This window comes from Roseovarius nanhaiticus (assembly GCF_900156535.1).
Classification (GTDB): Bacteria; Pseudomonadota; Alphaproteobacteria; order Rhodobacterales; family Rhodobacteraceae; genus Roseovarius; species Roseovarius nanhaiticus.
Window position 1 is genome coordinate 1,740,626 of sequence record NZ_FTNV01000001.1, and the last position, 22,148, is coordinate 1,762,773.

The following is a 22,148-nucleotide window of genomic DNA, read 5'->3' on the forward strand; positions in this document are numbered from 1 at the left end:
CTGCAAGTGGCCCCCTGCGCCCGGATGCCGCAGGGCAGGACGCGCTGAGACAGGTCGGGTTTATACGCTGTACTGCAATTCATTGCGGCAGATAACGGCAAACTGGCCATGCGGGGCGCGCCGATGTCTTGGCGCCCCGCATGGTCCGGCGCTTAGATACTGCGCGCGGCCTCCAGCACGTCTTCGGCATGGCCTGCCACCTTCACCTTGGGCCAGATACGCGCAATGGTTCCGTCCTTGGCGATCAGAAAGGTGCTGCGCTCGATCCCCATAAAGGTCTTGCCGTACATCTTCTTTTCCTGCCAGACGCCGTAGTCTTCGCAGGTACTGCCATGCTCGTCCGACGCGAGAGGGACGGTCAGCCCATGCTTGTCCGCGAATTTCGCATGTTTCGCGACGCTGTCTTTCGAGATGCCGATGACCTTGACGCCGGAGGCGTCGAACTCGGGCAGGAGGCTGGTAAAGGCCGTCGCTTCGGTCGTGCAGCCAGGCGTGTCGTCGCGTGGGTAAAAGAACAAAACGACGGGCGCGCCTTGCAGTGCGCTCAGCGTAATTTCGCCGCCGTCGCCCAAAGGCAGTGTAAAATCAGGCGCTTTATCAGAGATATCGGGCATCGGTGATCCTTGGGGTTGCTTGTGTTCGTGATATATTAGCGTTGCGAAGGCCGAATGCAAAAGCGCGCAGGACGGGGACGCTGACTGGCCGGAGACGCGCCGAAGTCACCGCCCCGAACCCCGCCTCGAAGGATGAGATGAGCAGTCACGACACCGATCAGTCTGCCTCTGCAGAGGGCCGCGCCCCCGAGCATGCTGGGCGCCGCCACCGACGGCGTCGTCGCCGGCGCAAGGCCGGGATTTGGTCGCTGTTGAGCGTCATTTTTCTGGCCGGTGCCGGGACGCTTTATGCGCTGTCGTTTCTCGGCACGCCGATCACTCTCCCCGATTGGCTTCGGGGCCGGATCGTCGAGCGGATCAATACGGACGCCGGCGATCTGCAGGTCGATCTGGATGAGATGGTCGTCGTGATCGAAGAGGGCTGGGTACCGCGCCTTGCCCTCAGAGGCGTGACATTGCGCGGCGCCGACCGGCGCGTAATCGCCCGCTTGGCCGAGCTGGGCGGGACATTGGCGATGCGCCCGCTTTTGTCGGGCGAACTCCGGCCCTCGCAAATCCGCCTGTCGGGGCTGCAGGTCAATCTGCGCCGCAACGACAGTGGCGAGGTTGGGGTGCAGCTGGGCGGTATCGCGGCCGCGCCGCGGGCCGCGCAGACGGCAGGCGGCGCGGGCGGCGCTCCGGCCGCGATGCGCGATCCCGGCGCGCTGATCGCCGAGATCGACGGCGCGCTCGCGCGGCCAGCCATGGCCGCCTTGCGCGGCATCTATGCCGATAACATGACGCTGCGCTACGAGGATGCGCGCACCGGGCGCGCCTGGACCATCGACGGTGGTCAGGTCGAGGCGACGCGCCAGAGCGGCATGCTGCGCGTGCGTGCCAATTTCGCCCTTCTGGGCGCACGCGCCTATCCCAGCACGCTGGAGTTCAGCATCGCCAGCCGGATCGGCAGCCGTGCGGCGCAATTGGCGCTCAACTTCTCGGACCTTCCTGCGGGCGATCTGGCGATGCAATCGCCGGCGCTGACATGGCTCGATGCGCTCGATGCGCCCATATCGGGCGCGTTGCGTGCGCGGCTGGACGGGGCGGGCGATCTGGGCCCGCTCAACGCTAGCCTGCAGATCGGCAAGGGCGCGCTGCGGCCCACGGCGGGCACGACGCCGATCGCCTTCGACAAGGCGGGCAGCTATTTCACCTATGATCCAAAGGCGCAGACCATCGCCTTCGAGGCCGTCACGGTCGAGAGCAAATGGGTCACCGCACGGGCCGAGGGGACCGCGCATATGATCGGCGGGCAAAATGGCTGGCCGGATGAGCTGCAGGCACAGCTGCGCGTCACCGACATCGTCGCCGATCCCGCCGATCTCTACGACACGCCCATCGCGCTGGACAGTGCCGCGCTGGATATGCGGCTACGGCTTGCGCCCTTTCATCTGACCATCGGGCAACTGAGCCTATCGGATCAGGGCCGCCATTTGGTGTTGAATGGCGATCTGCGGGGGCAGGAGGATGGCTGGAACCTTGCGCTCGACGGGCGCATGGACGGGATCGACAAGGACCGGCTGATGGCGCTCTGGCCAGAGGCGGCGGTGCCCAACACCCGGTCCTGGGTGGACGAGAACGTCGCGCGCGCCGCGCTCAGCAATGTGCAATTGGCCGTGCGGTCCTTGCCCAAGCACCGCGCGGATGTCTTTCTCGGCTTTGATTTCGACCAAATGCAGGCGCGCTTCATGAAGCAGATGCCGCCCATCGAGAACATGAAAGGCAAAGCGCGGCTGCTGGACGGGCGTTTCGTCATCACCGCCGACGAGGGCACGATAGATCCGGGCGCGGGCGGGCGCATCGATATTGCGGGCACCAGCTTTGCCGTGCCCAACGTCAATAGAGAGGCGCCGCCCGCCGACGTGCGCCTGCGCACGCAAAGCACGATCACCGCCGCGCTTACGCTGCTGGACAACGAGCCATTTCGTTTTCTGTCGAAGCAGGGCCGGCCTGCCACGCTGGCCGATGGGCGCGCGGCGATCGCGGCCGATCTTGGCTTTCCCCTGATCAAGGACGTCCAGACCGAGGATGTCGCCTATGACGTCACCGGCATTCTGGAGGATGTATCCAGCGAGGTGCTGGTCCCCAACCGCACGCTTTCAGCCGAGCGTCTGGACCTGCGCGTCGGCCCAGACGGATTGCGCGTCGCGGGGCAGGGCCGACTGGGCGCGGTGCCGTTCGACGGTGCCTATACCGCCGATCTGGGGCCGGAGAGTGCGGGCAGCACGGTGGACGGCACCATCACGCTCAGCCAGGCATTTTCCGACGAGTTCGGAATCGGCCTTCCGCCGGGCAGCCTGACGGGCGGCGCCGAGGCCCGCGTGCGTGTCGATCTGCCGCCCGGCGCGGCGGGCGGAACCAGCGAGACGGGCGCCCCCTCAGGAAGCTTTACGCTCAACTCGAACCTTGCGGGGCTGGGCCTGTCGCTGAGCCAATTGAACTGGAGCCTGCCGCGCGCAGCGCAGGGCACATTGGAGGTGCGCGGGCAGCTGGGCGATCCCTTGCAGATCGAGGCGCTGACGCTGGACGCGCCGGGGCTGAGCGCCACCGGGCGCGTCGCGCTTGGCGCGGGCGGGCTACTGGACCGCGCAACCTTCAGCCGGGTCAGGGTCGGCGGCTGGCTCGATGCGCCGGTCACTCTGGTCGGGCGCGGGCGCGGCGCCGCACCTGGCGTCGAGGTCTCGGGGGGCGTGATCGATCTGCGCCGGGCCGATCTGGCGGGGGGCGGGGCCGGGCAGGGCGGGCCGATCGCGCTTTCGCTGGCGCGGTTGACCGTTTCGGACGGCATCGCGCTGGATGACTTTCGGGCACGGCTGAGTACGGCGGGCGGCCTCGACGGCACTTTCTCGGGGCGGGTCAACGGAGGCGCCGCCATCAATGGTCAGATCGTGCCGCAAAACGGGCGCAGCGCGTTTCGCATCGTCACCGCCGATGCGGGCGGCGTCCTTGGCTCGGCGGGCCTGCTGAAACAGGCGCGCGGCGGCGAGATGGAGCTGATCATGACACCCGCGGGCGCGCCCGGCACCTATGAGGGCCGGCTGAGCGGCGGGGACATCTGGCTGACCGAGGCACCCGCGCTGGCCGAACTTCTGAGCGCGCTCAGCGTCGTCGGCTTGCTAGAGCAAATGTCAGGGAGTGGCATCCATTTTTCGGATGTCGACGCGCGCTTCCGGCTGGGGCCCGAGAGGTTGACGGTCTATTCCAGCAGCGCTGTCGGTGCGTCGATGGGCATCTCGATGGACGGCTATTACTACCCCGGCTCAAAGCGGATGGACATGCAGGGCGTCGTGTCGCCGCTTTATATCGTGAACGCCATCGGCGGCATGTTCACGCGGCAGGGCGAGGGGCTGGTGGGTGTCAATTACACGCTGACCGGGGCGGCGACCGACCCCACCGTTTCGGTCAATCCGCTCTCGCTGTTGACACCCGGCATGTTCCGCGAGATTTTCCGCCGCCAGCCGCCCGAACGGCGCGCGCCAGAGGCTTCGCGTCCTGCGCAATCGGACGGGGGGGAGGAAGGCGGGACTGCCGCCGCGCCGCCCTCGGCGCCGCGCGAGATCAATCCCGGCAGACGCGGCGGGATCAACAGCCGCTGAGCGCGGCGCCAGACACCACCGGGGCCGCAAGATGCAGCTGAGCGATTTCGATTACCACCTGCCCGAAGACCTGATCGCCGTGCGCCCCGTGCGCCCGCGCAGCGCCGCGCGCCTTCTGGTGGCGTCGGGCGATGATCTGAGCGATGCCCATGTCGGCGATTTGCCGGAGTGGCTGCGGCCGGGCGATCGGCTGATCCTGAACGACACGCGCGTCATTCCGGCGCGGCTCTCCGGTCTGCGACGCCGCAGCGGAGCACAGGGCGACACGGAGGCGCGTATCGAAGTGACTCTTCTGGAGCCGCGCAGCGATGGCGCCTGGAGCGCGCTGATAAAACCGCTGAAGAAGCTGCGCGAGGGCGAGGTTGTCACCTTCTCGGAGCAGTTCAGCGCGACGCTGATCGCCAAGGAGGACGGGCAGGGCGCGCTGGAATTCAACCTGACCGGCGATGATTTCGACGCAGCGCTGGCAGAGGCGGGCGCGATGCCGCTGCCGCCCTATATTGCCGCACGCCGCGCCGCCGATGCTGCTGACAAGGACGACTACCAGACGGTTTGGGCGCGCCACGCGGGCGCCGTCGCGGCGCCCACCGCATCGCTGCATTTCGATGCACCGCTGCTGGACGCGCTTGGCGCGCGGGGTGTCGCGTTTACCCATGTCACGCTGCATGTCGGCGCGGGCACCTTCCTGCCCGTCAAGGTCGAGGATGTGACCACGCACAAGATGCATGCCGAATGGGGTGAGGTGACGGGCAAGGCCGCTGCCGAGATCGCGGCGACCCGCGCGGCGGGCGGGCGCATCATTCCCGTAGGCACCACCGCCCTGCGCCTGATCGAAAGCGCCGCCCGCGCCACCGGCGCCATTCAACCCTGGCAGGGCGAGACAGATATCTTCATCTATCCCGGTTTCGAATTTCGCGTGACGGATGCGCTGATGACCAATTTCCATCTGCCAAAATCGACGCTGATGATGCTGGTCTCGGCGCTGATGGGCCAGGACGCGGTGCGGCGGATCTACGCCCATGCCGTCGACAACCGCTACAGGTTTTTCTCGTATGGCGACGCATCCCTGTTGATCCCGCGCTGAAACGCTGCCAAGGGCGGAGGCGAGTGATCCGCACGTCCCGGCCAGCGCCGCGGGCAAAACGCGGCGTGGCGGCCCCCCGCGGGCCGGGCACCTGAAGCCGGGGGCGGGATCCCCCAAGGAGAGACGCGATGTTCAAGGTTCTGTCGGGCGCGTGGGCGCTTCTCTTCGGTATGATGCTCTTGCAGGTCGGAAACGGCATGCAGGGTACGCTTTTGGGTATTCGCGGCGAGATCGAAGGCTTTTCGACCTTCGCGATGTCCCTCGTGATGTCGGGCTATTTCGTGGGCTTTCTCTTTGGCTCGCGCATGGCGCCTGACATGATCCGCCGCGTGGGCCATGTCCGCGTCTATGCGGCGCTCGGCTCGCTGATCTCGTCGGTGATGCTGCTTTATCCGTCCTGGACGGATCCTTGGGCGTGGGGCCTGGCGCGCGTGCTGATCGGATTTTGCTTCTCCGGGGTCTATGTCACCGCCGAATCCTGGCTGAACAATTCGGCCAGCAACGAGAACCGGGGCAAGGCGCTGTCGCTGTACATGATCGTGCAGATGATCGGCATCGTTTCGGCGCAGGGCCTGATGATCGTGGCCGATCCGGGCGGCTTCATCCTCTTCATCATCCCGTCGGTCCTGATCTCGATCAGCTTCGCGCCGGTCCTGTTGTCGGTCAGCCCGACACCGGCCTTCGAGGCGACCAAGCCGATGACCCTTCTGCAGATCTACAAGACGTCGCCTCTGGGCTGCGTGGGCATGTTTCTGCTGGGGGGCGTCTTCTCGGCGCAGTTTGGCATGGGTGCGGTCTATGGCGGCAAGGCGGGACTGAGCGTGGGCGAGATTTCAGCCTTTGTGTCGGCCTTCTATATCGGGGCGATGCTGGTGCAATATCCCCTCGGCTGGCTGTCGGACAAGATGGACCGCCGCCTCTTGATCCTGATTTCCAGCGCGATCGTGGCCGTTGGCGCGGTGGCCGGCATGGTCTTCGGCGCGGTCTTCTGGATGCTGCTGGTCGCGGCGTTTCTGGTGGGTGGCATGTCCAACCCGCTCTATTCGCTGCTGATCGCCTACACGAATGACTTTTTGCAGCATGAGGACATGCCTGCCGCCGCAAGCGGCCTGGTCTTCATCAACGGCCTTGGCGCCATCGCCGGTCCCGTGACCACAGGCTGGATGATGTCCGTTATGGGACCGCCCGGCTTCTTCCTTTATATCGCGGTGCTTGGTGCCGCGATGGCCGTCTATGCCGCCTACCGAATGACCCAGCGCAGCAGCCCGGCCGTCATTGACCCAGTCGATGGCTATACGCCCGTCATGCCCTCTTCTTCGCCCATGGCCGTCACGTTCGCGCAGGAATACGCCATCGACGTGGCCGAAGAGGCCGAGGAAGAGGCCGAGCAGGAGGCGCGCGCAGCCTCCGTGGCGTGAGCCAAAACTGCGCGCGCGTGATGGGAATGTCGCAATTGAAGCAATGTTTTACTACCCTATTGCCCGCCTGTGACGCTACGGTAACAGTTGTAGGCATGTTGCACATGAGGAGTTTGGCCCCGTGACGACACCTGATGACGTATTGACCTTCTGGCTGGACGAAGTCGGACCCAAGGGGTGGTATGCTCCGACCGACGAGTTGGATGCGACAATCACCGAGCGATTTGCAGACGCCTGGCAGAGCGCGCGCAACGGAACCTATGGTCTCTGGCTGACCTATCCGACCGGTGCGCTTGCCTATATCATTTTGATGGATCAACTGCCGCGCAACATGCACCGGGGGCAGGGCGCCGCCTTTGCCACGGACCGGCACGGGGTGGCGGCGGCCAAGGCCGCGATCGGGCGCAAATGGGACATGACCATCGACGAGCCCGCGCGCCAGTTCTTTTACTTGCCGCTGATGCATTCCGAAAATCTGTGCGACCAAGAGCGCTGCATCCGCCTGATTTGCGAGCGGATGCCCGAAACCGGTGCCGACAACCTGCTGCATGCGCGCGCTCATCGCGAAGTGATCCGCCAGTTCGGGCGCTTTCCCTATCGCAACGACGCGCTGGGCCGCAAGACGACGCCCGCCGAGGCGGTCTTTCTGAAAGAAGGCGGTTACGGGCATACGCTGCGCCAGCTGCAACAAAAAGACGCCGCCTGAACCGGCAGGCATCAACGCAACTTCGGGCAGTGCCCTTCGGGGCCGCGCCGCCATCTGGCTGGCGCGGCCTTTTTGTCTGTGCGCGATGCGTTGTGCATATCGGCAGGGTGGTTTAGCATTGAACTAAATCGCACCCCTTCCCACGAGTTCGGAGACGCACATGGCCCCCAAATCCTTTGACCTGATCGTGATCGGCGCCGGCCCCGGCGGCTATGTCGCCGCCATCCGGGGCGCGCAGTTGGGGATGTCCGTCGCCATTATCGAGCGTGAGAACATGGGCGGCATCTGCCTCAACTGGGGTTGTATTCCGACCAAGGCGATGCTGCGCAGCTCGGAGGTGTTTCATCTGATGCACCGGGCCAAGGAGTTCGGGCTGAGCGTCGAGAAGGTGGATTACGATCTGGATGCCGTTGTCAAACGCTCGCGCGGGGTGGCCAAGCAACTGTCGGACGGCATTGGCCATCTGATGAAGAAGAACAAGATCACCGTGTTTCGCGGTGAGGCGACGCTGCCCGCCAAGGGCAAAGTGTCCATCAAGATGGACAAGGGCGATGATGAAGAGCTGACGGCCAAGAACATCGTGCTGGCCACCGGCGCGCGGGCGCGCGAATTGCCCGGGCTCGAGGCGGATGGCGATCTGGTCTGGACCTATCGCCACGCGCTTCAGCCCGTGCGCATGCCGAAAAAACTGCTGGTCATCGGCTCTGGCGCGATCGGCATCGAATTCGCCAGCTTCTACAACACGCTGGGCGCCGAGACGACCGTGGTCGAGGTGATGGATCGCATCCTGCCGGTCGAAGATGCCGAGATCTCGAAATTCGCCAAAAAGCAGTTTGAAAAGCAGGGGATGAAGATCCTGCAAAAGACCGCTGTCAAGCAGCTGGACCGCGGCAAAGGCAAGGTGACCGCCCATATCGAAGCGAACGGCAAGGTAGAGAAGCATGAATTCGACACCGTGATCTCGGCCGTCGGCATCGTCGGCAATACCGAGGGACTGGGCCTGGAAGAGCTGGGCGTCAAGATCGACCGCACCCATGTGCTGACCGATGAATATTGCCGCACCGGTGTCGAGGGGCTTTATGCCATTGGCGATATCGCGGGCGCGCCCTGGCTGGCGCACAAGGCCAGCCACGAGGGCACGATGGTGGCCGAGCTGATCGCCGGCAAGCATCCGCATCCGGTGAAAGCCGCCAGCATCGCGGGCTGCACCTATTCCAATCCGCAGATCGCCAGCGTCGGCTATACCGAAGCGAAGGCCAAGGAGTTGGGCCATGACATCAAGGTCGGGCGCTTTCCCTTCATCGGCAACGGCAAGGCCATCGCGCTCGGCGAGGCCGAGGGCATGGTCAAGACCATTTTTGACGCCAAGACCGGAGAGCTGTTGGGCGCGCACATGATCGGCGCCGAAGTGACCGAGCTGATCCAGGGCTATGTCGTGGGCCGCACTTTGGAGACGACCGAAGAAGATCTGATGAACACGGTCTTCCCGCACCCAACGCTGAGCGAGATGATGCACGAAAGCGTGCTCGACGCTTACGACCGCGTCATCCACATGTAAGGCGGGTGCCGTCGCTCAACCGGATCGTGATGCAGCGAACCTCGCGCGAGTGGCTCGAGGCGCTGCCTCTGGCCGCGATGGATGCGGCCGAGATCTCGGGCAAGAACGGGCGGCGCTACGACTTTCAGAGTTACACGCGTTTTCGCTATCCCGAACATGATATCTGCAACGGCCCTTTCCTGTCGGACGACGGACTGGTGCAGAAGTTCGATATCGTGCTGGCCAATCAGGTGTGGGAGCATCTGGACCGCCCCTATGCCGCTACACGCAACGTGCTGCGCATGCTGAGAATGGGCGGCTATTTCTGGCTCGCTGTGCCATTCTTCGTGCGCTACCACGGCGCGCCCTATGATTGCAGCCGCTGGACGGCGCGCGGCCTCAAGAATTTGCTGATAGAGGCGGGTTTCGACGAGGCCCATATCAAGGCCGAGCAATGGGGCAATCGGCGTGCGGCGGCCCGCAACCTCGAGGATAAGTGGCCACCTGATTATGATCCGGCGACGGATGATTTGGCGAACGATCCTGACTATCCGATCTGCTCCTGGGCGCTGGCGCAGAAGGTTTAACCTGCCTTTTTCCGCAGCCAGTCACGCAGCGCTTCGGCGTTGTTGTGGGTTTCGTCCTTTGCACCGAAAATCAGCGTCACACGGCCGTCGCGTGCCCGCTTGGCCAAATCGGCGGCGGCATCGCAACCGTCCAATTCATCGAAGTAACGTTGCTGGAACTCGTCCCACTTGCTTGGGTCGTGATCGAACCACTTGCGCAAATCGTCGCTGGGAGCGACCTCCTTGATCCAGTCGTCCAGGGCCAAATCCTCTTTGGAGATCCCGCGCGGCCAGATCCGATCGACCAGCACGCGGTATCCGTCATTATCTGCCATCTCGTCATAGGCGCGGCGTGTCCGAATATCCATTTCATCCTCCTTTACGGATCAACGCGGACCAGTGACAAACGTTTCATTCTTCACGTTCCGCTTATGTTCGCAAATACGGGTTGGATCGCTGGACGCCCTACACTATCTGTGTAGCCTCAAACCCGGGGGCACCATGGCCGAGCTGAAGAACATCGAAGTGCGCGGCGCGCGCGAGCATAATCTCAAGAATATCGACGTCGACATCCCGCGCGACCAACTGGTTGTGATTACGGGTCTTTCCGGCTCGGGCAAATCCAGCCTCGCCTTCGACACGATCTATGCCGAGGGGCAGCGGCGCTATGTCGAATCGCTCAGCGCCTACGCGCGCCAATTCCTCGACATGATGCAAAAGCCCGATGTCGATCATATCAGCGGGCTATCCCCCGCGATCAGCATCGAGCAGAAGACGACGTCGAAGAACCCCCGCTCGACCGTTGGCACCGTGACCGAGATCTACGACTACCTGCGCCTGCTGTTTGCTCGCGCGGGCACGCCATACTCGCCCGCAACCGGCAAGCCGATTGAGGCGCAGCAGGTGCAGGACATGGTGGACCGTATCATGGGCATGGAGGAGGGCACGCGCGCCTATCTGCTCGCCCCCATCGTGCGCGACCGCAAGGGCGAGTATCGCAAGGAATTCATCGAGCTGCTCAAGAACGGTTTTCAGCGCGTCAAGGTGAATGGCGAGTTCTACGAGCTCGACGAGCCGCCGACGCTGGACAAGAAATTCCGCCACGATATCGACGTGGTGGTGGACCGGTTGGTGGTGAAAGAGGGGCTCGAGACGCGCCTCGCCGACAGTCTGCGCACGGCGCTGGACCTGGCCGATGGTATCGCCGTTCTGGAAACGGCGCCCAGCGACGGCGAGCCGGAACGCATGACGTTCTCCGAAAAATTCGCGTGCCCGGTCAGTGGCTTCACCATCCCCGAGATCGAGCCGCGCCTCTTTTCGTTCAACGCCCCTTTCGGCGCTTGCCCGGTGTGCGATGGTCTGGGAGTTGAGCTGTTCTTTGACGAGCGCCTCGTCGTGCCCGACCAGAATCTGAAAATCTATGACGGCGCGCTGGCGCCGTGGCGCAAGGGCAAGAGCCCCTATTTCCGGCAGACGATCGAGGCGATCGCCAAGCATTACGAATTCGACATGAAGACCAAATGGAAGGATCTGCCGGCCCATGTGCAGCAGGTCTTTCTGCATGGTTCCGGCGATGATGAGATCGCGTTCCGCTATGACGAGGGCGGGCGCGTCTACAATGTCAGCCGCGTGTTCGAGGGCGTGATCCCCAATATGGAGCGCCGCTATCGCGAAACGGACTCGGCATGGGTCCGTGAGGAATTCGAGCGCTTTCAGAACAACCGGCCCTGCGGCGCTTGCGATGGGTACCGCCTGCGCGAAGAGGCGCTGGCCGTGAAAATCGGCCCGGCGAACGGCACGCCCGAGCAGCGCCTGCATGTGGGCCAGGTCGTGCAAATGTCGATCCGCGAGGCACTGGAATGGGTCACCGAAGCGCCCGCGACGCTGAGCAACCAAAAGCAGGAGATCGCCCGCGCGATCTTCAAGGAAATCCGCGAGCGTCTGGGTTTTCTCAATAACGTCGGTCTGGAATACCTGACCCTCAGCCGCAATGCCGGCACGCTGTCGGGCGGCGAGTCGCAGCGTATCCGCTTGGCCAGCCAGATCGGCAGCGGGCTGACGGGCGTGCTCTATGTGCTGGACGAGCCCAGCATCGGCTTGCACCAGCGCGACAACGACCGGCTGTTGCAGACACTGAAAAACCTGCGCGATCAGGGCAATACGGTCATCGTGGTCGAGCATGACGAAGAGGCGATCCGCGAAGCGGATTACGTCTTTGATATTGGTCCCGGTGCGGGCGTCCATGGCGGCCAGGTGGTCAGCCACGGCATCCCGTCGGCGGTTGCCGCCGATCCCAACTCGATCACCGGTCAATACCTGTCGGGCACGCGTGAGATTGCCGTGCCAGCCAAGCGGCGCAAGGGCAACGGCAAGAAACTGAAAGTCGTCAAGGCGACGGGCAACAACCTCAAGGATGTGACCGCGGAATTTCCGCTGGGCAAGTTCGTCTGCGTTTCGGGCGTGTCGGGCGGGGGCAAATCGACGCTGACCATCGAGACGCTTTTCAAGACCGCGTCGATGCAGCTGAACGGCGCGCGCCAGACACCCGCGCCCTGCGAGACGATCAAGGGGCTGGAGCATCTGGACAAGGTCATCGACATCGACCAGCGCCCCATCGGGCGCACGCCGCGCTCGAACCCGGCGACCTACACCGGGGCTTTCACTCCTATTCGCGATTGGTTCGCCAATCTGCCCGAGTCCAAGGCGCGCGGCTACAAGCCCGGCCGCTTCAGCTTCAACGTTAAGGGCGGGCGCTGCGAGGCGTGTCAGGGTGATGGCGTCATCAAGATCGAGATGCACTTTCTGCCGGACGTTTACGTGGAGTGCGAGACCTGCAAGGGCGCGCGCTATAACCGGGAAACTTTGGAAATTCGATTTAAAGGCAAGAGCATAGCGGACGTTCTTGATATGACGGTTGAAGACGCGCAGGAGTTTTTCACCGCCGTGCCGTCAATCCGCGAGAAGATGGATGCGCTGATGCGCGTGGGACTCGGCTACATCAAGGTCGGCCAGCAGGCGACGACCCTATCGGGCGGCGAAGCGCAGCGCGTGAAGCTGTCCAAGGAACTGGCCAAGCGCTCGACGGGCCGCACGCTCTATATTCTGGACGAGCCGACGACGGGCCTGCATTTCGAGGATGTGAAAAAGCTCCTCGAGGTTTTGCATGAGCTGGTCGATAGCGGCAACACGGTGGTGGTGATCGAGCATAATCTGGATGTCATCAAGACGGCCGATTGGATTGTCGATATTGGCCCCGAAGGCGGTGATGGTGGCGGCGAGGTGGTGGCCGTCGGCACGCCCGAGAAGGTCGCCGCCGAGCCGCGCAGCCATACCGGACGCTACCTCGGTCCGATGCTGGTGCCGCGCAAGGTGGCGGCAGAATAGAGCGGGGCTGCGCCCAATATCGCCCACGATTGCGTGAAGGCTGCTGGTTGACACTCGAACGGAGTATGGCGTGCATCGATTTTTTTGGCCTTTCGTCATCTGCATGGGATCGCCCGTTTTTGCGGACGCCAGTCAGCCCATCAGCGAAAGGTTTGTGGACTGTGCCCAGCTTTATGACACGCTGAACCGCGCCAAACCGGTGAGACGCAAAGCGGAAAATGGGGCGATGCTGGACTATGCAGCGTCGCAGTTGATGCTGGCTGCTCGGTCCGAGGCACGGGCCGAGGGGCGGTGGCATATCGACGCTTACCTGAATGAGATGGCCGTCTCCAAAGCTGAGAAATGGGATGCAAAAGGGCTTGGCTATTTCATGACCGAGGACGCCCGCGATTGGTTTGCCTATTGTCGTAGCCTGGCCCGAGACCGCGGTATTGCCCTCAAGCCCTGACGGGGCTTACGCGCGCTACATGGCATTTTGCTTCGTCAAATCCCGCCGCAAAAACCATGCCTTGGCGGCGTCCAAATCGGCTGGCCGTCCTAGGAAATAGCCCTGTGCCAAAGGGACGCCAAGTGCGTGCAACGTGTCGAGTTCGGCCTCGGTCTCGATCCCTTCGGCGACGATCGCAGCGTCGATTTCGACGGCGAAACGCACGAGCGCCGCAGCCAGCGAACGGCGCACGATATCGCCGTCGATGCTGCTGGTCAGGGACATATCCAGTTTTATGATATCGGGATGCAGCCGCACGATATGTTGCAGGCCCGAATAGCCGGCTCCGGCATCGTCAATGGCAAGGCGCACGCCACGAAAACGCAGCTTGTCCAGCTCGCGCAGGAGATGGTCGTAATCCTCGACCATGGCATGTTCGGTCATCTCGAGAACGATCCGCTCGGCGGGCAGGCCGGCGAAGGCGCTGACGAGCCGCCCGGAGGCGACTGTGGCGGGCGAGGCGTTGACGGACAGATAGACATGCGCGGGCAGGCTGGGCAGCGCGGAAAGAGCCGCCTTGATGGCGCTCAACTCCAATTCGATATGCAGGCCGACCTTCTGTGCGTCGTCGAACCACTGGTTTGGCGGGCGGTAAGGCTCCGCCCGGAACCGGCACAGCGCCTCAAAGCCTTTGGGCGTGCGCGCGGCGGCGTCCATGATGGGCTGATAGACGATGTCGAAGGCCTTTTCCTGCAGGATCGCGGTAATCGCATCATATGCGCTGTCATGGGCAACACGGCTTGCGATCTTGTCATTCACGTGCTCGGCCGAGAGCCCCGCAAAGGCACGCATGACATCAAGGTCGCGCTCGGTCAGGTCCGGCTTTGCCGTGCGACTGAGACAGCAAAACATGCCATACGGGCTACCATCGCGGCGGCGGATGGGAACGCTCACATGGCTTTTGATGGGAATGGCCGTTGTCAGGGGCAGATCCAGGCAAAGCGGCTCGTCGGCGGTGTCGGGGATCAGTTCGGGCAGGCGGCCCGCCAGGATATGGCGGCAATAGACCTGATCCAGCGGCATGGAGCCACCGACATGAGCCATCTCTTCGAAGCCCGGCGCGCTGACGGCCCGAAAGATCAGATCGTCGCCGACAAACTCTGACAGGTATGCGACTTCCATCCCCAGATGCGTGCGTACGAAATCAAGTGCCGCGTCGATCGTCTCGTCCCCGCTGCGAGATTTGATTTGCAGGGCCGAGGACAACAACGCGGCGGGATCTGTGGCAGGATCAATGGATGGGTCGGGCGCGATAGGGGCTGTCATAAAGGCATCACCTGATGAGAAGAGCGAATTGCCTACCTTTGACGCTCAAAGATGATCGTATCGTTGATGCTCAGCCGTTTTTTACCGCAAATTGTCTTAAACGGGCCCGCCATATTCGCCAGACCGGCTCATGCGGCAGTGCGCGCCTTGGAATTGGGCCGGTCCGACGCGTCCCCAAGGAAATGACCCAGCGCGTGCAGCCCCTCGATTTCGTCGCAGACGATCTTTGTCACGATCAGGATGGGCACGGCCACGACCATGCCGACCACCGACCAGATGTAGGCAAAGAACGCCACGACCAGAAAGAGGATCGGTGTGTTCAGTTGCATCCGCCGCGAGATCGCCAGCGGCGTCACGATCTGCCCTTCAATCGAAGTCAGCGCCATGTACGTTGCAAAGACGCCCACGGCCTCCCACCCGGTATCGAGCGACACGAATGCGACCAGCGCCGCGACACAGGCGCCCGCCACGGCCCCGAGGAAAGGCACGAAGTTGAGCGCGAACCCCATGACGCCAAGCGCGATGGCATTCGGAACGCCCCAGGCAAACATCGCGGCCCCGATGGAGAGGCCAAGCCCCGCGTTGATGATCGCGATTCCGCCCAAATAGCGGCCCAGCCGATCCTCGATAGTCTTGACGATCTCTACCGCGTGGCGCTTGTCCTTGAGCTTGGGCAGGCTCTCGACCATACGCTTGGTAAAGAAATCGCCCGACCCGATAAGAAAGAATGTCAGAAAAATCGCAAAGATCACTTGGCTCAGCACTCGTGGCGCCATGGTGAGAATGGTGACTGAGGTTGAGGTTTCAGAGACGACCTCGACTTCCATCGCGGTTTTTTCGCCGCCTCCGCCGACCGCGTCATCAATCGCCTTGGCGGCGTCATTGACCTTGGCCAATGCGCCGGTGCTCTCGCCCAGTTTGTACTGCATCTCGCGCATCAGGCGCGGCATATCATCGATGAGGTTGGCAACCGGCTCGGCAAACCACGCAATGGCGATGCCGACGCCGACGAAAAGGATTGAGGTGAAAAGCGCCGCGATCACCATGCTGGGCAATCCCATTCGCTCGAGCGCGCGGCGAGGGCGACTAAAGACGAAATAGGACAGAAGGGCGGCAGTGACGGGGATAAGAAAATTCGCCGCCTCGACCAGAGCTGCGCCCAGAAGGACGAGAAATATCCCGATGAGCGGCACGTATATGCGTTTTTCCGCGCTCATGTCGGTTCCGCCCCCAGCAATTGTTTCTTGTCCGATCACAGTAATCACGCTGGCGGCCAAACTCTGGTCAGCGGCTGGCCTGCGATCATTTGTCATATCGGTTGAATTGGCAACGCCGCCTCGCGGCACTAAGTTCCGCGCGATCCTGCCGAACTATGACATGGCGGCCCGCGCAAATTACATTTGGTCAATCAGCTGCGCTTGCGCGCGCTCAGCCGGGGCAGCATGGCGCTGAAATCCCGGCCACGCCCATCTTCGTTCTCGACGAACTCGGCATAGATGGCGCGTGCGGCGGTGCCCATGGGCGTGTCGGCGTCCACCGCCTCGGCGGCTTGCTGCGCGAGGGTGAGGTCCTTCAGCATCAACTCGGCCGCGAAACCGGGCTTGTAGTCGTTATCTGCCGGGCTTTGCGGACCAATGCCCGGCGCCGGACAGTAGGCGTTCATGGACCAGCTATAGCCCGACGAGGTGCTGACCACGTCGAACATCGCCTGCCGGTCGAGGCCCAGCTTGTCGGCAAGCGCAAAGGCCTCGCAGGTGGCGATCATCGTGGCGCCGAGGATCATGTTGTTGCAAATCTTGGCGGCTTGGCCCGCACCCGAGGCACCGCAATGGACAGCCTTCTGGCCCATGATGTCAAAGAGGGGCTTGGCCTTGGCGAAACCCGCTTCATCGCCGCCGACCATGAAGGTCAAGGTGCCGCCTGCCGCACCGCCGACGCCACCCGAAACAGGTGCATCCAGCGCCGAGAGGCCAGCGGCCAGCGCGTCGTCGGCCACCGCGCGGGCGCTGGTCACGTCCACGGTTGAGCAGTCGAGAAACACAGCGCCTTTCTGCATGGCGGGAATAATCTGTGCCGCGACTTCGCGCAGGATCGCGCCGCTGGGCAGCATGGTGATGACAACGTCTGCGCCAGTGGCGGCAGCCTCGGAGCTGTCCACGGCGGCGACGCCCTCAGCCGTCACGCCCGCGGGATCAAAACCTGCAACGTCATGGCCCGCAGCGGCCAGATTGGCCGCCATCGGCCCGCCCATATTGCCCAGACCAATGAATCCGATTTTCATGACATGCCCTCTCATATGCTTGATTTCGGGGCAATGTATCGCCATCGGGCGGGCAGGGGCAATGCCGCGCAAGTGCTCTCTTTGCGCGGGTCAGAGCCCGTCGTGAAATTCCTCGACCAGATGCGCCACGACGGCGCGCAGCGCCGCCTCGCGATCCTTGCCCGCGGTCGCGGCGGCGTCAAAGATACGGCGCTGCCGGTCGGCGCTGGTCCCTTGCGCTGCGATATGGCGCGCGCGCTCGACCTCGCTGGCCGAGCCGAAATGCGCGGCATCCTCGCCGATCAACTCGATCATCTCGTCCATCAACACCGACAGCGGCACGATCTGTCCGAGGCCGAAATCGATCAGCCCCTCGCGCACGCCATATCGCTGCGCGCGCCAGCGGTTTTCCGAGATCAGAAACGTCTCGTAGATGCGCCAGCGCTGGTTCTTGACCGAAAGTCGCCAGAGCATCCGGGCCAGCCCTTGGGTCAGTGCGGCAAGCGTCAGCGCGTCCTCGATCCGGGGCTGCACATCGCAGATGCGCGATTCGATGGTGGGGTATTTCGACGAGGGGCGCAGATCCCACCAGATCTTGGATGCGTCCTCGATCACTCCCAAATCCGTGAGCGCATGGGTGGCGCGTTCGTATTCGCCAAAACTGCTCATCCGGGGCGGCAGGCCGGTGCGGGGCAGATTGTCGAACACCGTCAGCCGGTAGCTGTCGAGGCCGGTGTCATGTCCTTGCCAGAAGGGTGACGAGCAACTGAGCGCCAGCAGATGGGGCAGGAAGTAGCTGAGCTGGTTCATGACATCGACGCGTCGGTCGGGCGCACCCACCGCCACATGGACGTGCATCCCGCAGATCAGCATGCGCCGCACAACACCCGCCAGATCCGTCGAGAGGTTGTTATATCGGTCCTTGTCCGTGTGCTTTTGCTCGCGCCAGCGCGAGAAAGGATGGCAGGAGGCTGCGATCGGCGCGAGGCCGAATTTGGCCGCCTCGCGCGCAATGCAGGCCCGCAGACGCCGCAGATCATCACGCGCCTCGCCAATGGTGGCGCAGACCTTGGTCCCGATTTCGATCTGGCAATTGAGGAACTCGGGGCTGACCTGATCCTGAAGCTCGGTTCGGCATGCCTCCATCAGCGCTTCGGGCGCCTCGGCAAGGGCCATGCTCTCGGCATCCACCAGCAGGTATTCTTCTTCGATGCCTATGGTGAAGTCAGGCTCGTCCAGGGCCATGCGCGCCTCCTGTTGCGGAGGACCAGCAAAGCGCAGGTTTTGCCTGCTGCCAAGAAAATTCGAATTTTCTTGGGCAAAAGCCTGTGCAGGCTTTTGGCGCCCGGCGATAAGACCGGGCGCCAAGTGATATCAGTCGGCCAGTTTGAAGTGGAATTCGCCGCCTTCCTTGATGCCCGAAGGCCAGCGCGACGTGACGGTTTTGGTCTTGGTGTAGAACTTGAACGCGTCGGGGCCGTACTGGTTGAGATCGCCGAAGGCCGATTTCTTCCAGCCGCCAAAGGTGTAATGCGCCAGCGGCACGGGGATGGGGAAGTTGATGCCGACCATGCCTACATTGACGCGGTTCGCGAAATCGCGCGCCGCATCGCCGTCGCGGGTAAAGATGGCGGTGCCGTTGCCCATCTCGTGATCGGACGCCAGCTTCAGCGCTTCTTCGTAGCTGCCAGCGCGCACGCAGGTGAGGACGGGGCCAAAGATCTCCTGCTGATAGATATCCATCTCGGGCGTCACCTTGTCAAAAAGGTGCGGCCCAAGGAAGAAGCCATCCTCATAGCCTTGCAGGCTGAAGCCGCGGCCATCCACGACCAGTTCGGCGCCCTGATCGATGCCGGACTGGACCATGCCCTCGATCCGCTTTTTCGCCTCGGCGGTCACGACGGGGCCGTAATCCATTTCAGTATCCGAGGTGTAGGGGCCGACCTTCAGCTTCTCGATGCGCGGCACCAGCTTCTCGATCAGCTTGTCAGCGGTTTCCTCGCCCACGGGAACGGCAACCGAGATCGCCATGCAGCGCTCGCCTGCCGCGCCGTAACCGGCGCCGATCAGCGCATCGGCGGCCTGGTCGAGATCGGCGTCGGGCATGATGATCATGTGGTTCTTGGCGCCGCCGAAGCATTGCGCGCGCTTGCCGTTCGAGCAGGCCCGGCCATAGATATACTGCGCGATGGGGGTCGAGCCGACGAAACCGACGGCCTTGATGTCGTCATTGTCGAGGATCGCGTCGACCGATTCCTTGTCGCCGTTGACAACCTGGCAGATGCCGTCGGGCAGGCCCGCTTCGGTCCAGAGCTCGGCCAGCATCAGCGGGCAGGAGGGGTCGCGCTCGCTCGGCTTGATGATGACGGCGTTGCCGGCGGCAATGGCGGGGCCCATTTTCCACATCGGAATCATGGCGGGGAAGTTGAAGGGCGTGATGCCCGCAACAACACCCAAAGCCTGACGCATCGAGTAGATGTCGATGCCGGTCGAGGCGTTGCCGGAATACTCACCCTTCAGGAAATGCGGCGCGCCGATGCAGAATTCGATCACTTCCATACCGCGCTGCACATCGCCGCGCGCGTCGGGGATGGTCTTGCCATGCTCGCGGCTGATCGCCTCGGCCAGCTTGTCCATGTCGCGGTTGATGAGACGCACGTATTCCATCATGACGCGGGCGCGTTTTTGCGGGTTGACCGCTTCCCATTCTTTTTGCGCCTTGGCGGCGTCTGTCACGGCCTGGTTCAGCTCGTCCACGGATGCCAGCGGCGTGCGCGCCTGCACTTCGCCCGTGGCCGGGTTGTAGACATCGGCGAACCGGCCCGACGTGCCTTTGACATGCTTGCCGTTGATGTAATGCGTGAGTTCGGTGGTCATGGAAGCCTCCCTTTTCATGTTGGCCGCAGCATAGCCTTGCAAATTTGAGCCGAACAGAGGCAATGTCTCAAAGGTGATTTGCGTTTATGCAAAGCCGCTGACACGGGGGGCCAAGGCATGCAGCCACAATGGGACGATCTCAAGATATTCCTGGCTGTTGCGCGGCACGAGAGCCTGTCATCAGCGGGCAGGGTCCTGAAAATCGACCCGGCCACCGTGGGCCGCCGCATCGCGCGACTGGAAGAGGCGCTGCGCGCGCCGCTTTTCGCCAAGTCGCCGCAGGGGTATGCGCTGACCAACGAGGGCCAGCGCCTCATGGAGCATGCGGCCCGCGCCGAGCAGGAGATGACCGCCGCTTTTGAGGATCTGTCCGGCCATGGCGCGCAGCTGAGCGGGCAGATCCGGCTTGGCTCGCCCGATGGGTCGGCCAATTTCCTGCTGCCGCAGGTCTGCGCGCAGATTGTCGAGAAGAACCCGGATCTGGAGGTGCAGATCGTCGCGCTGCCGCGCGTCTTCAACCTGTCGCGGCGCGAAGCGGATATGGCCATCGCGGTCAGCGCGCCCACCGCCGGGCGCCTCAGTGTGCAGCGCGTGACCGATTATCGCCTTAGCCTGGTCGCATCGCGCAACTATCTGCGTCAGGCCGCACCCATCAACACACTTGAGGACCTGCGCCATCACCGCATCGTCGGCTACATCTCGGACATGATCTTTGACAAGGAGCTGGATTACATGGGCGAGCTGGGCCTGCCGCCCGCGCAACTGGCCAGCAATTCGGTGTCGGTGCAGTTCAACTGGATCCGGCAGGGGGCGGGTATCGGAATGATGCACGACTTCTCGATCCCTTTCGGGCGCGGCATGCAGCGCGTCCTGCCCGATCAGATCGGCCTGAAACGCAGTTTCTACCTGATCCGGCATGTGGATGACCGCCGCCTTGAGCGGCTCAACCGCTTTGCTGAAGCGCTGGCCACGGGCATGCGGCGTGAGGTGGCACGTCTGGAAGAGCGCGCAGAGCTCGCTTGACAGGGGGCGCCGCGCCTTTACGCTGAGTTAACCGGTGCATGAGCCGGACCAAGCGCAGAGGGGGCATCGACATGCTGGTTTCACAAATTCTCAAGTCCAAGGGCGATGGCGTATTTACCGCGCCGCCCAGCATGACTGTGGCCGAGGCGACCGAGATCCTGTCGGCCAAGCGTATTGGCGTCCTGATCATCACGGGACCGGATGATAGTGTGGTCGGCATCCTTTCCGAGCGCGACATCGTGCGCGCGCTGGGAGAGCGCGGCTCCGAGTGCATGTCGGAGAAGGTCGAGGCGTTGATGACCGCCGATCCCTTCACGGCCATCCCGTCGGACAAGGGCGAGCAGATTCTGGCCAAGATGACCGAGGGCAGGTTCCGTCACATGCCGGTTGTCCAAGAGGGCAAGCTGATCGGCATCGTGACGCTGGGCGACGTGGTCAAGGCGCGCCTCGACGAATTGGCGATGGAGAACGCGTCGATGCAGGGAATGATCATGGGCCATTAGCGCCGGTCGCGGGTTTGGGCGGACATCCGCCGCGTCGGTTGGCGCCGCGTTGTCACGCCGGGTCTTGCAATCCGGTGACCTGTCATGCCTTTTGGCGCAACTGAAACAAAAGATGATAGCTTATGCGCATTGGCCTTTATCCCGGCACGTTCGATCCCATCACGCTGGGTCATGTCGATATCATCCGCCGGGCCAGCACGCTGGTCGATCGGCTGGTCATCGGCGTCGCGATCAATCGCGACAAGGGGCCACTTTTTGATCTGGAAGAGCGGGTGTCGATGATCGAGGCCGAGGCCGCGCGCCTGAAGGTGCCGGGCGGGGGCGAAATCATCGTGCATCCGTTCGAGAATTTGCTGATTGATTGCGCGCGCGACGTGGGCGCCCCAGTCATCGTGCGCGGCCTGCGTGCCGTGGCGGATTTTGAATACGAGTTTCAGATGGTCGGCATGAACCGCGCGCTCGACGACAGTATCGAGACAGTGTTCCTGATGGCCGATACCGGTCATCAGGCCATCGCGTCGAAACTGGTCAAGGAGATCGCACGACTCGGCGGAGACGTGTCGAAATTCGTAACCCCTGATGTGAATGCTGCACTGGTGAAACGGTTCGCACCCTAAGCGGCGCGACCCTTGCAGCAAGGCGTATCACCGCCAGAACGCCATCCACTCGATCAGGTCGCCCAGCTTGGCCCCGAGAAAGATCAGGCCGTCCCAGCCTTGGATGTAGTAATCCAAAAACAGCGCCAGCACGATCAGCAGAAAAAGCCATAGCGCGATACGGTCGGTCAT

Annotated in this window: 19 protein-coding genes; 11 read left to right on the forward strand and 8 right to left on the reverse strand. The window is 63.2% G+C overall.

Annotated elements, in window-relative coordinates; genetic code table 11:
• Positions 1 to 152: 152 nt before the first annotated feature.
• Positions 153 to 614 carry a peroxiredoxin gene (locus tag BW975_RS08435; protein ID WP_076532652.1) on the reverse strand — a complete coding sequence of 154 codons (462 nt, stop codon included), beginning with the start codon at positions 612 to 614 and terminating at the stop codon, positions 153 to 155.
• A 137-nt stretch (positions 615 to 751) separates the two neighbouring features.
• On the opposite strand from BW975_RS08435, the gene BW975_RS08440 reads away from it, so the two are divergent.
• The 6 genes from BW975_RS08440 (at position 752) to BW975_RS08465 (ending at position 9,581) form a co-directional block, all read left to right on the forward strand.
• Positions 752 to 4,249, forward strand: a complete 3,498-nt coding sequence (locus BW975_RS08440; RefSeq protein WP_076532654.1) for a hypothetical protein — start codon at positions 752 to 754, stop codon at positions 4,247 to 4,249.
• 31 nt (positions 4,250 to 4,280) lie between these two features.
• Complete coding sequence (queA, locus tag BW975_RS08445; RefSeq protein WP_076532656.1) at positions 4,281 to 5,333, forward strand: tRNA preQ1(34) S-adenosylmethionine ribosyltransferase-isomerase QueA; 1,053 nt, start codon at positions 4,281 to 4,283, stop codon at positions 5,331 to 5,333.
• 128 nt (positions 5,334 to 5,461) lie between these two features.
• The gene (locus tag BW975_RS08450) at positions 5,462 to 6,751 is read left to right on the forward strand and encodes an MFS transporter (RefSeq protein WP_076532657.1); all 1,290 of its coding nucleotides are present in this window, start codon (positions 5,462 to 5,464) and stop codon (positions 6,749 to 6,751) included.
• Between the two features lie 121 nt (positions 6,752 to 6,872).
• The gene (locus BW975_RS08455) at positions 6,873 to 7,457 is read left to right on the forward strand and encodes a DUF924 family protein (protein WP_076532659.1); all 585 of its coding nucleotides are present in this window, start codon (positions 6,873 to 6,875) and stop codon (positions 7,455 to 7,457) included.
• A gap of 160 nt (positions 7,458 to 7,617) precedes the next feature.
• Complete coding sequence (lpdA, locus tag BW975_RS08460) at positions 7,618 to 9,015, forward strand: dihydrolipoyl dehydrogenase (protein WP_076532660.1); 1,398 nt, start codon at positions 7,618 to 7,620, stop codon at positions 9,013 to 9,015.
• Between the two features lie 5 nt (positions 9,016 to 9,020).
• Positions 9,021 to 9,581 (forward strand): methyltransferase domain-containing protein, encoded by a 561-nt coding sequence (locus BW975_RS08465; RefSeq protein WP_076532662.1) that lies wholly within the window; start codon positions 9,021 to 9,023, stop codon positions 9,579 to 9,581.
• On the opposite strand, the gene BW975_RS08470 is transcribed toward BW975_RS08465, so the two are convergent.
• Complete coding sequence (locus BW975_RS08470) at positions 9,578 to 9,928, reverse strand: DUF488 domain-containing protein (protein ID WP_076532663.1); 351 nt, start codon at positions 9,926 to 9,928, stop codon at positions 9,578 to 9,580. The two genes, BW975_RS08465 and BW975_RS08470, sit on opposite strands and share 4 nt — an antisense overlap.
• Before the next feature lie 133 nt (positions 9,929 to 10,061).
• Here BW975_RS08470 and uvrA point away from each other — a divergent pair, with 133 nt between their 5' ends.
• Together uvrA and BW975_RS08480 are read left to right on the forward strand one after the other, a co-directional pair.
• Positions 10,062 to 12,944 (forward strand): excinuclease ABC subunit UvrA, encoded by a 2,883-nt coding sequence (gene uvrA, locus BW975_RS08475; RefSeq protein ID WP_076532665.1) that lies wholly within the window; start codon positions 10,062 to 10,064, stop codon positions 12,942 to 12,944.
• A 70-nt stretch (positions 12,945 to 13,014) separates the two neighbouring features.
• A complete protein-coding gene (locus BW975_RS08480) occupies positions 13,015 to 13,392 on the forward strand; it encodes a hypothetical protein (protein ID WP_076532666.1) in 378 nt (125 codons plus the stop codon).
• Between the two features lie 15 nt (positions 13,393 to 13,407).
• On the opposite strand, the gene BW975_RS08485 is transcribed toward BW975_RS08480, so the two are convergent.
• The 5 genes from BW975_RS08485 to BW975_RS08505 all read right to left on the reverse strand — a co-directional run bounded on the left by BW975_RS08485 (position 13,408) and on the right by BW975_RS08505 (position 19,834).
• Positions 13,408 to 14,697 (reverse strand): sensor domain-containing phosphodiesterase, encoded by a 1,290-nt coding sequence (locus BW975_RS08485; protein WP_076532668.1) that lies wholly within the window; start codon positions 14,695 to 14,697, stop codon positions 13,408 to 13,410.
• 128 nt (positions 14,698 to 14,825) lie between these two features.
• The gene (locus BW975_RS08490; RefSeq protein ID WP_076532669.1) at positions 14,826 to 15,914 is read right to left on the reverse strand and encodes an AI-2E family transporter; all 1,089 of its coding nucleotides are present in this window, start codon (positions 15,912 to 15,914) and stop codon (positions 14,826 to 14,828) included.
• A gap of 191 nt (positions 15,915 to 16,105) precedes the next feature.
• Complete coding sequence (mmsB, locus tag BW975_RS08495; RefSeq protein ID WP_076533562.1) at positions 16,106 to 16,978, reverse strand: 3-hydroxyisobutyrate dehydrogenase; 873 nt, start codon at positions 16,976 to 16,978, stop codon at positions 16,106 to 16,108.
• A 90-nt stretch (positions 16,979 to 17,068) separates the two neighbouring features.
• Entirely contained in the window at positions 17,069 to 18,202 is a 1,134-nt protein-coding gene (locus BW975_RS08500; protein WP_076533563.1) for a carboxylate-amine ligase, read from the reverse strand.
• 129 nt (positions 18,203 to 18,331) lie between these two features.
• The gene (locus tag BW975_RS08505; protein ID WP_076532671.1) at positions 18,332 to 19,834 is read right to left on the reverse strand and encodes a CoA-acylating methylmalonate-semialdehyde dehydrogenase; all 1,503 of its coding nucleotides are present in this window, start codon (positions 19,832 to 19,834) and stop codon (positions 18,332 to 18,334) included.
• 117 nt (positions 19,835 to 19,951) lie between these two features.
• Here BW975_RS08505 and BW975_RS08510 point away from each other — a divergent pair, with 117 nt between their 5' ends.
• The 3 genes from BW975_RS08510 to coaD all read left to right on the forward strand — a co-directional run bounded on the left by BW975_RS08510 (position 19,952) and on the right by coaD (position 21,977).
• Positions 19,952 to 20,857 carry a LysR family transcriptional regulator gene (locus BW975_RS08510; RefSeq protein ID WP_076532673.1) on the forward strand — a complete coding sequence of 302 codons (906 nt, stop codon included), beginning with the start codon at positions 19,952 to 19,954 and terminating at the stop codon, positions 20,855 to 20,857.
• A gap of 71 nt (positions 20,858 to 20,928) precedes the next feature.
• Positions 20,929 to 21,360: a CBS domain-containing protein gene (locus BW975_RS08515; RefSeq protein WP_076532675.1), complete on the forward strand. Its 432-nt coding sequence runs from the start codon at positions 20,929 to 20,931 to the stop codon at positions 21,358 to 21,360.
• A 122-nt stretch (positions 21,361 to 21,482) separates the two neighbouring features.
• Positions 21,483 to 21,977, forward strand: coding sequence for a pantetheine-phosphate adenylyltransferase (coaD, locus tag BW975_RS08520; RefSeq protein ID WP_076532677.1), 495 nt, complete (start codon positions 21,483 to 21,485; stop codon positions 21,975 to 21,977).
• Positions 21,978 to 22,004: 27 nt separating this feature from the next.
• Here coaD and BW975_RS18050 read toward each other — a convergent pair whose 3' ends face one another.
• Complete coding sequence (locus BW975_RS18050) at positions 22,005 to 22,148, reverse strand: hypothetical protein (RefSeq protein ID WP_170846530.1); 144 nt, start codon at positions 22,146 to 22,148, stop codon at positions 22,005 to 22,007.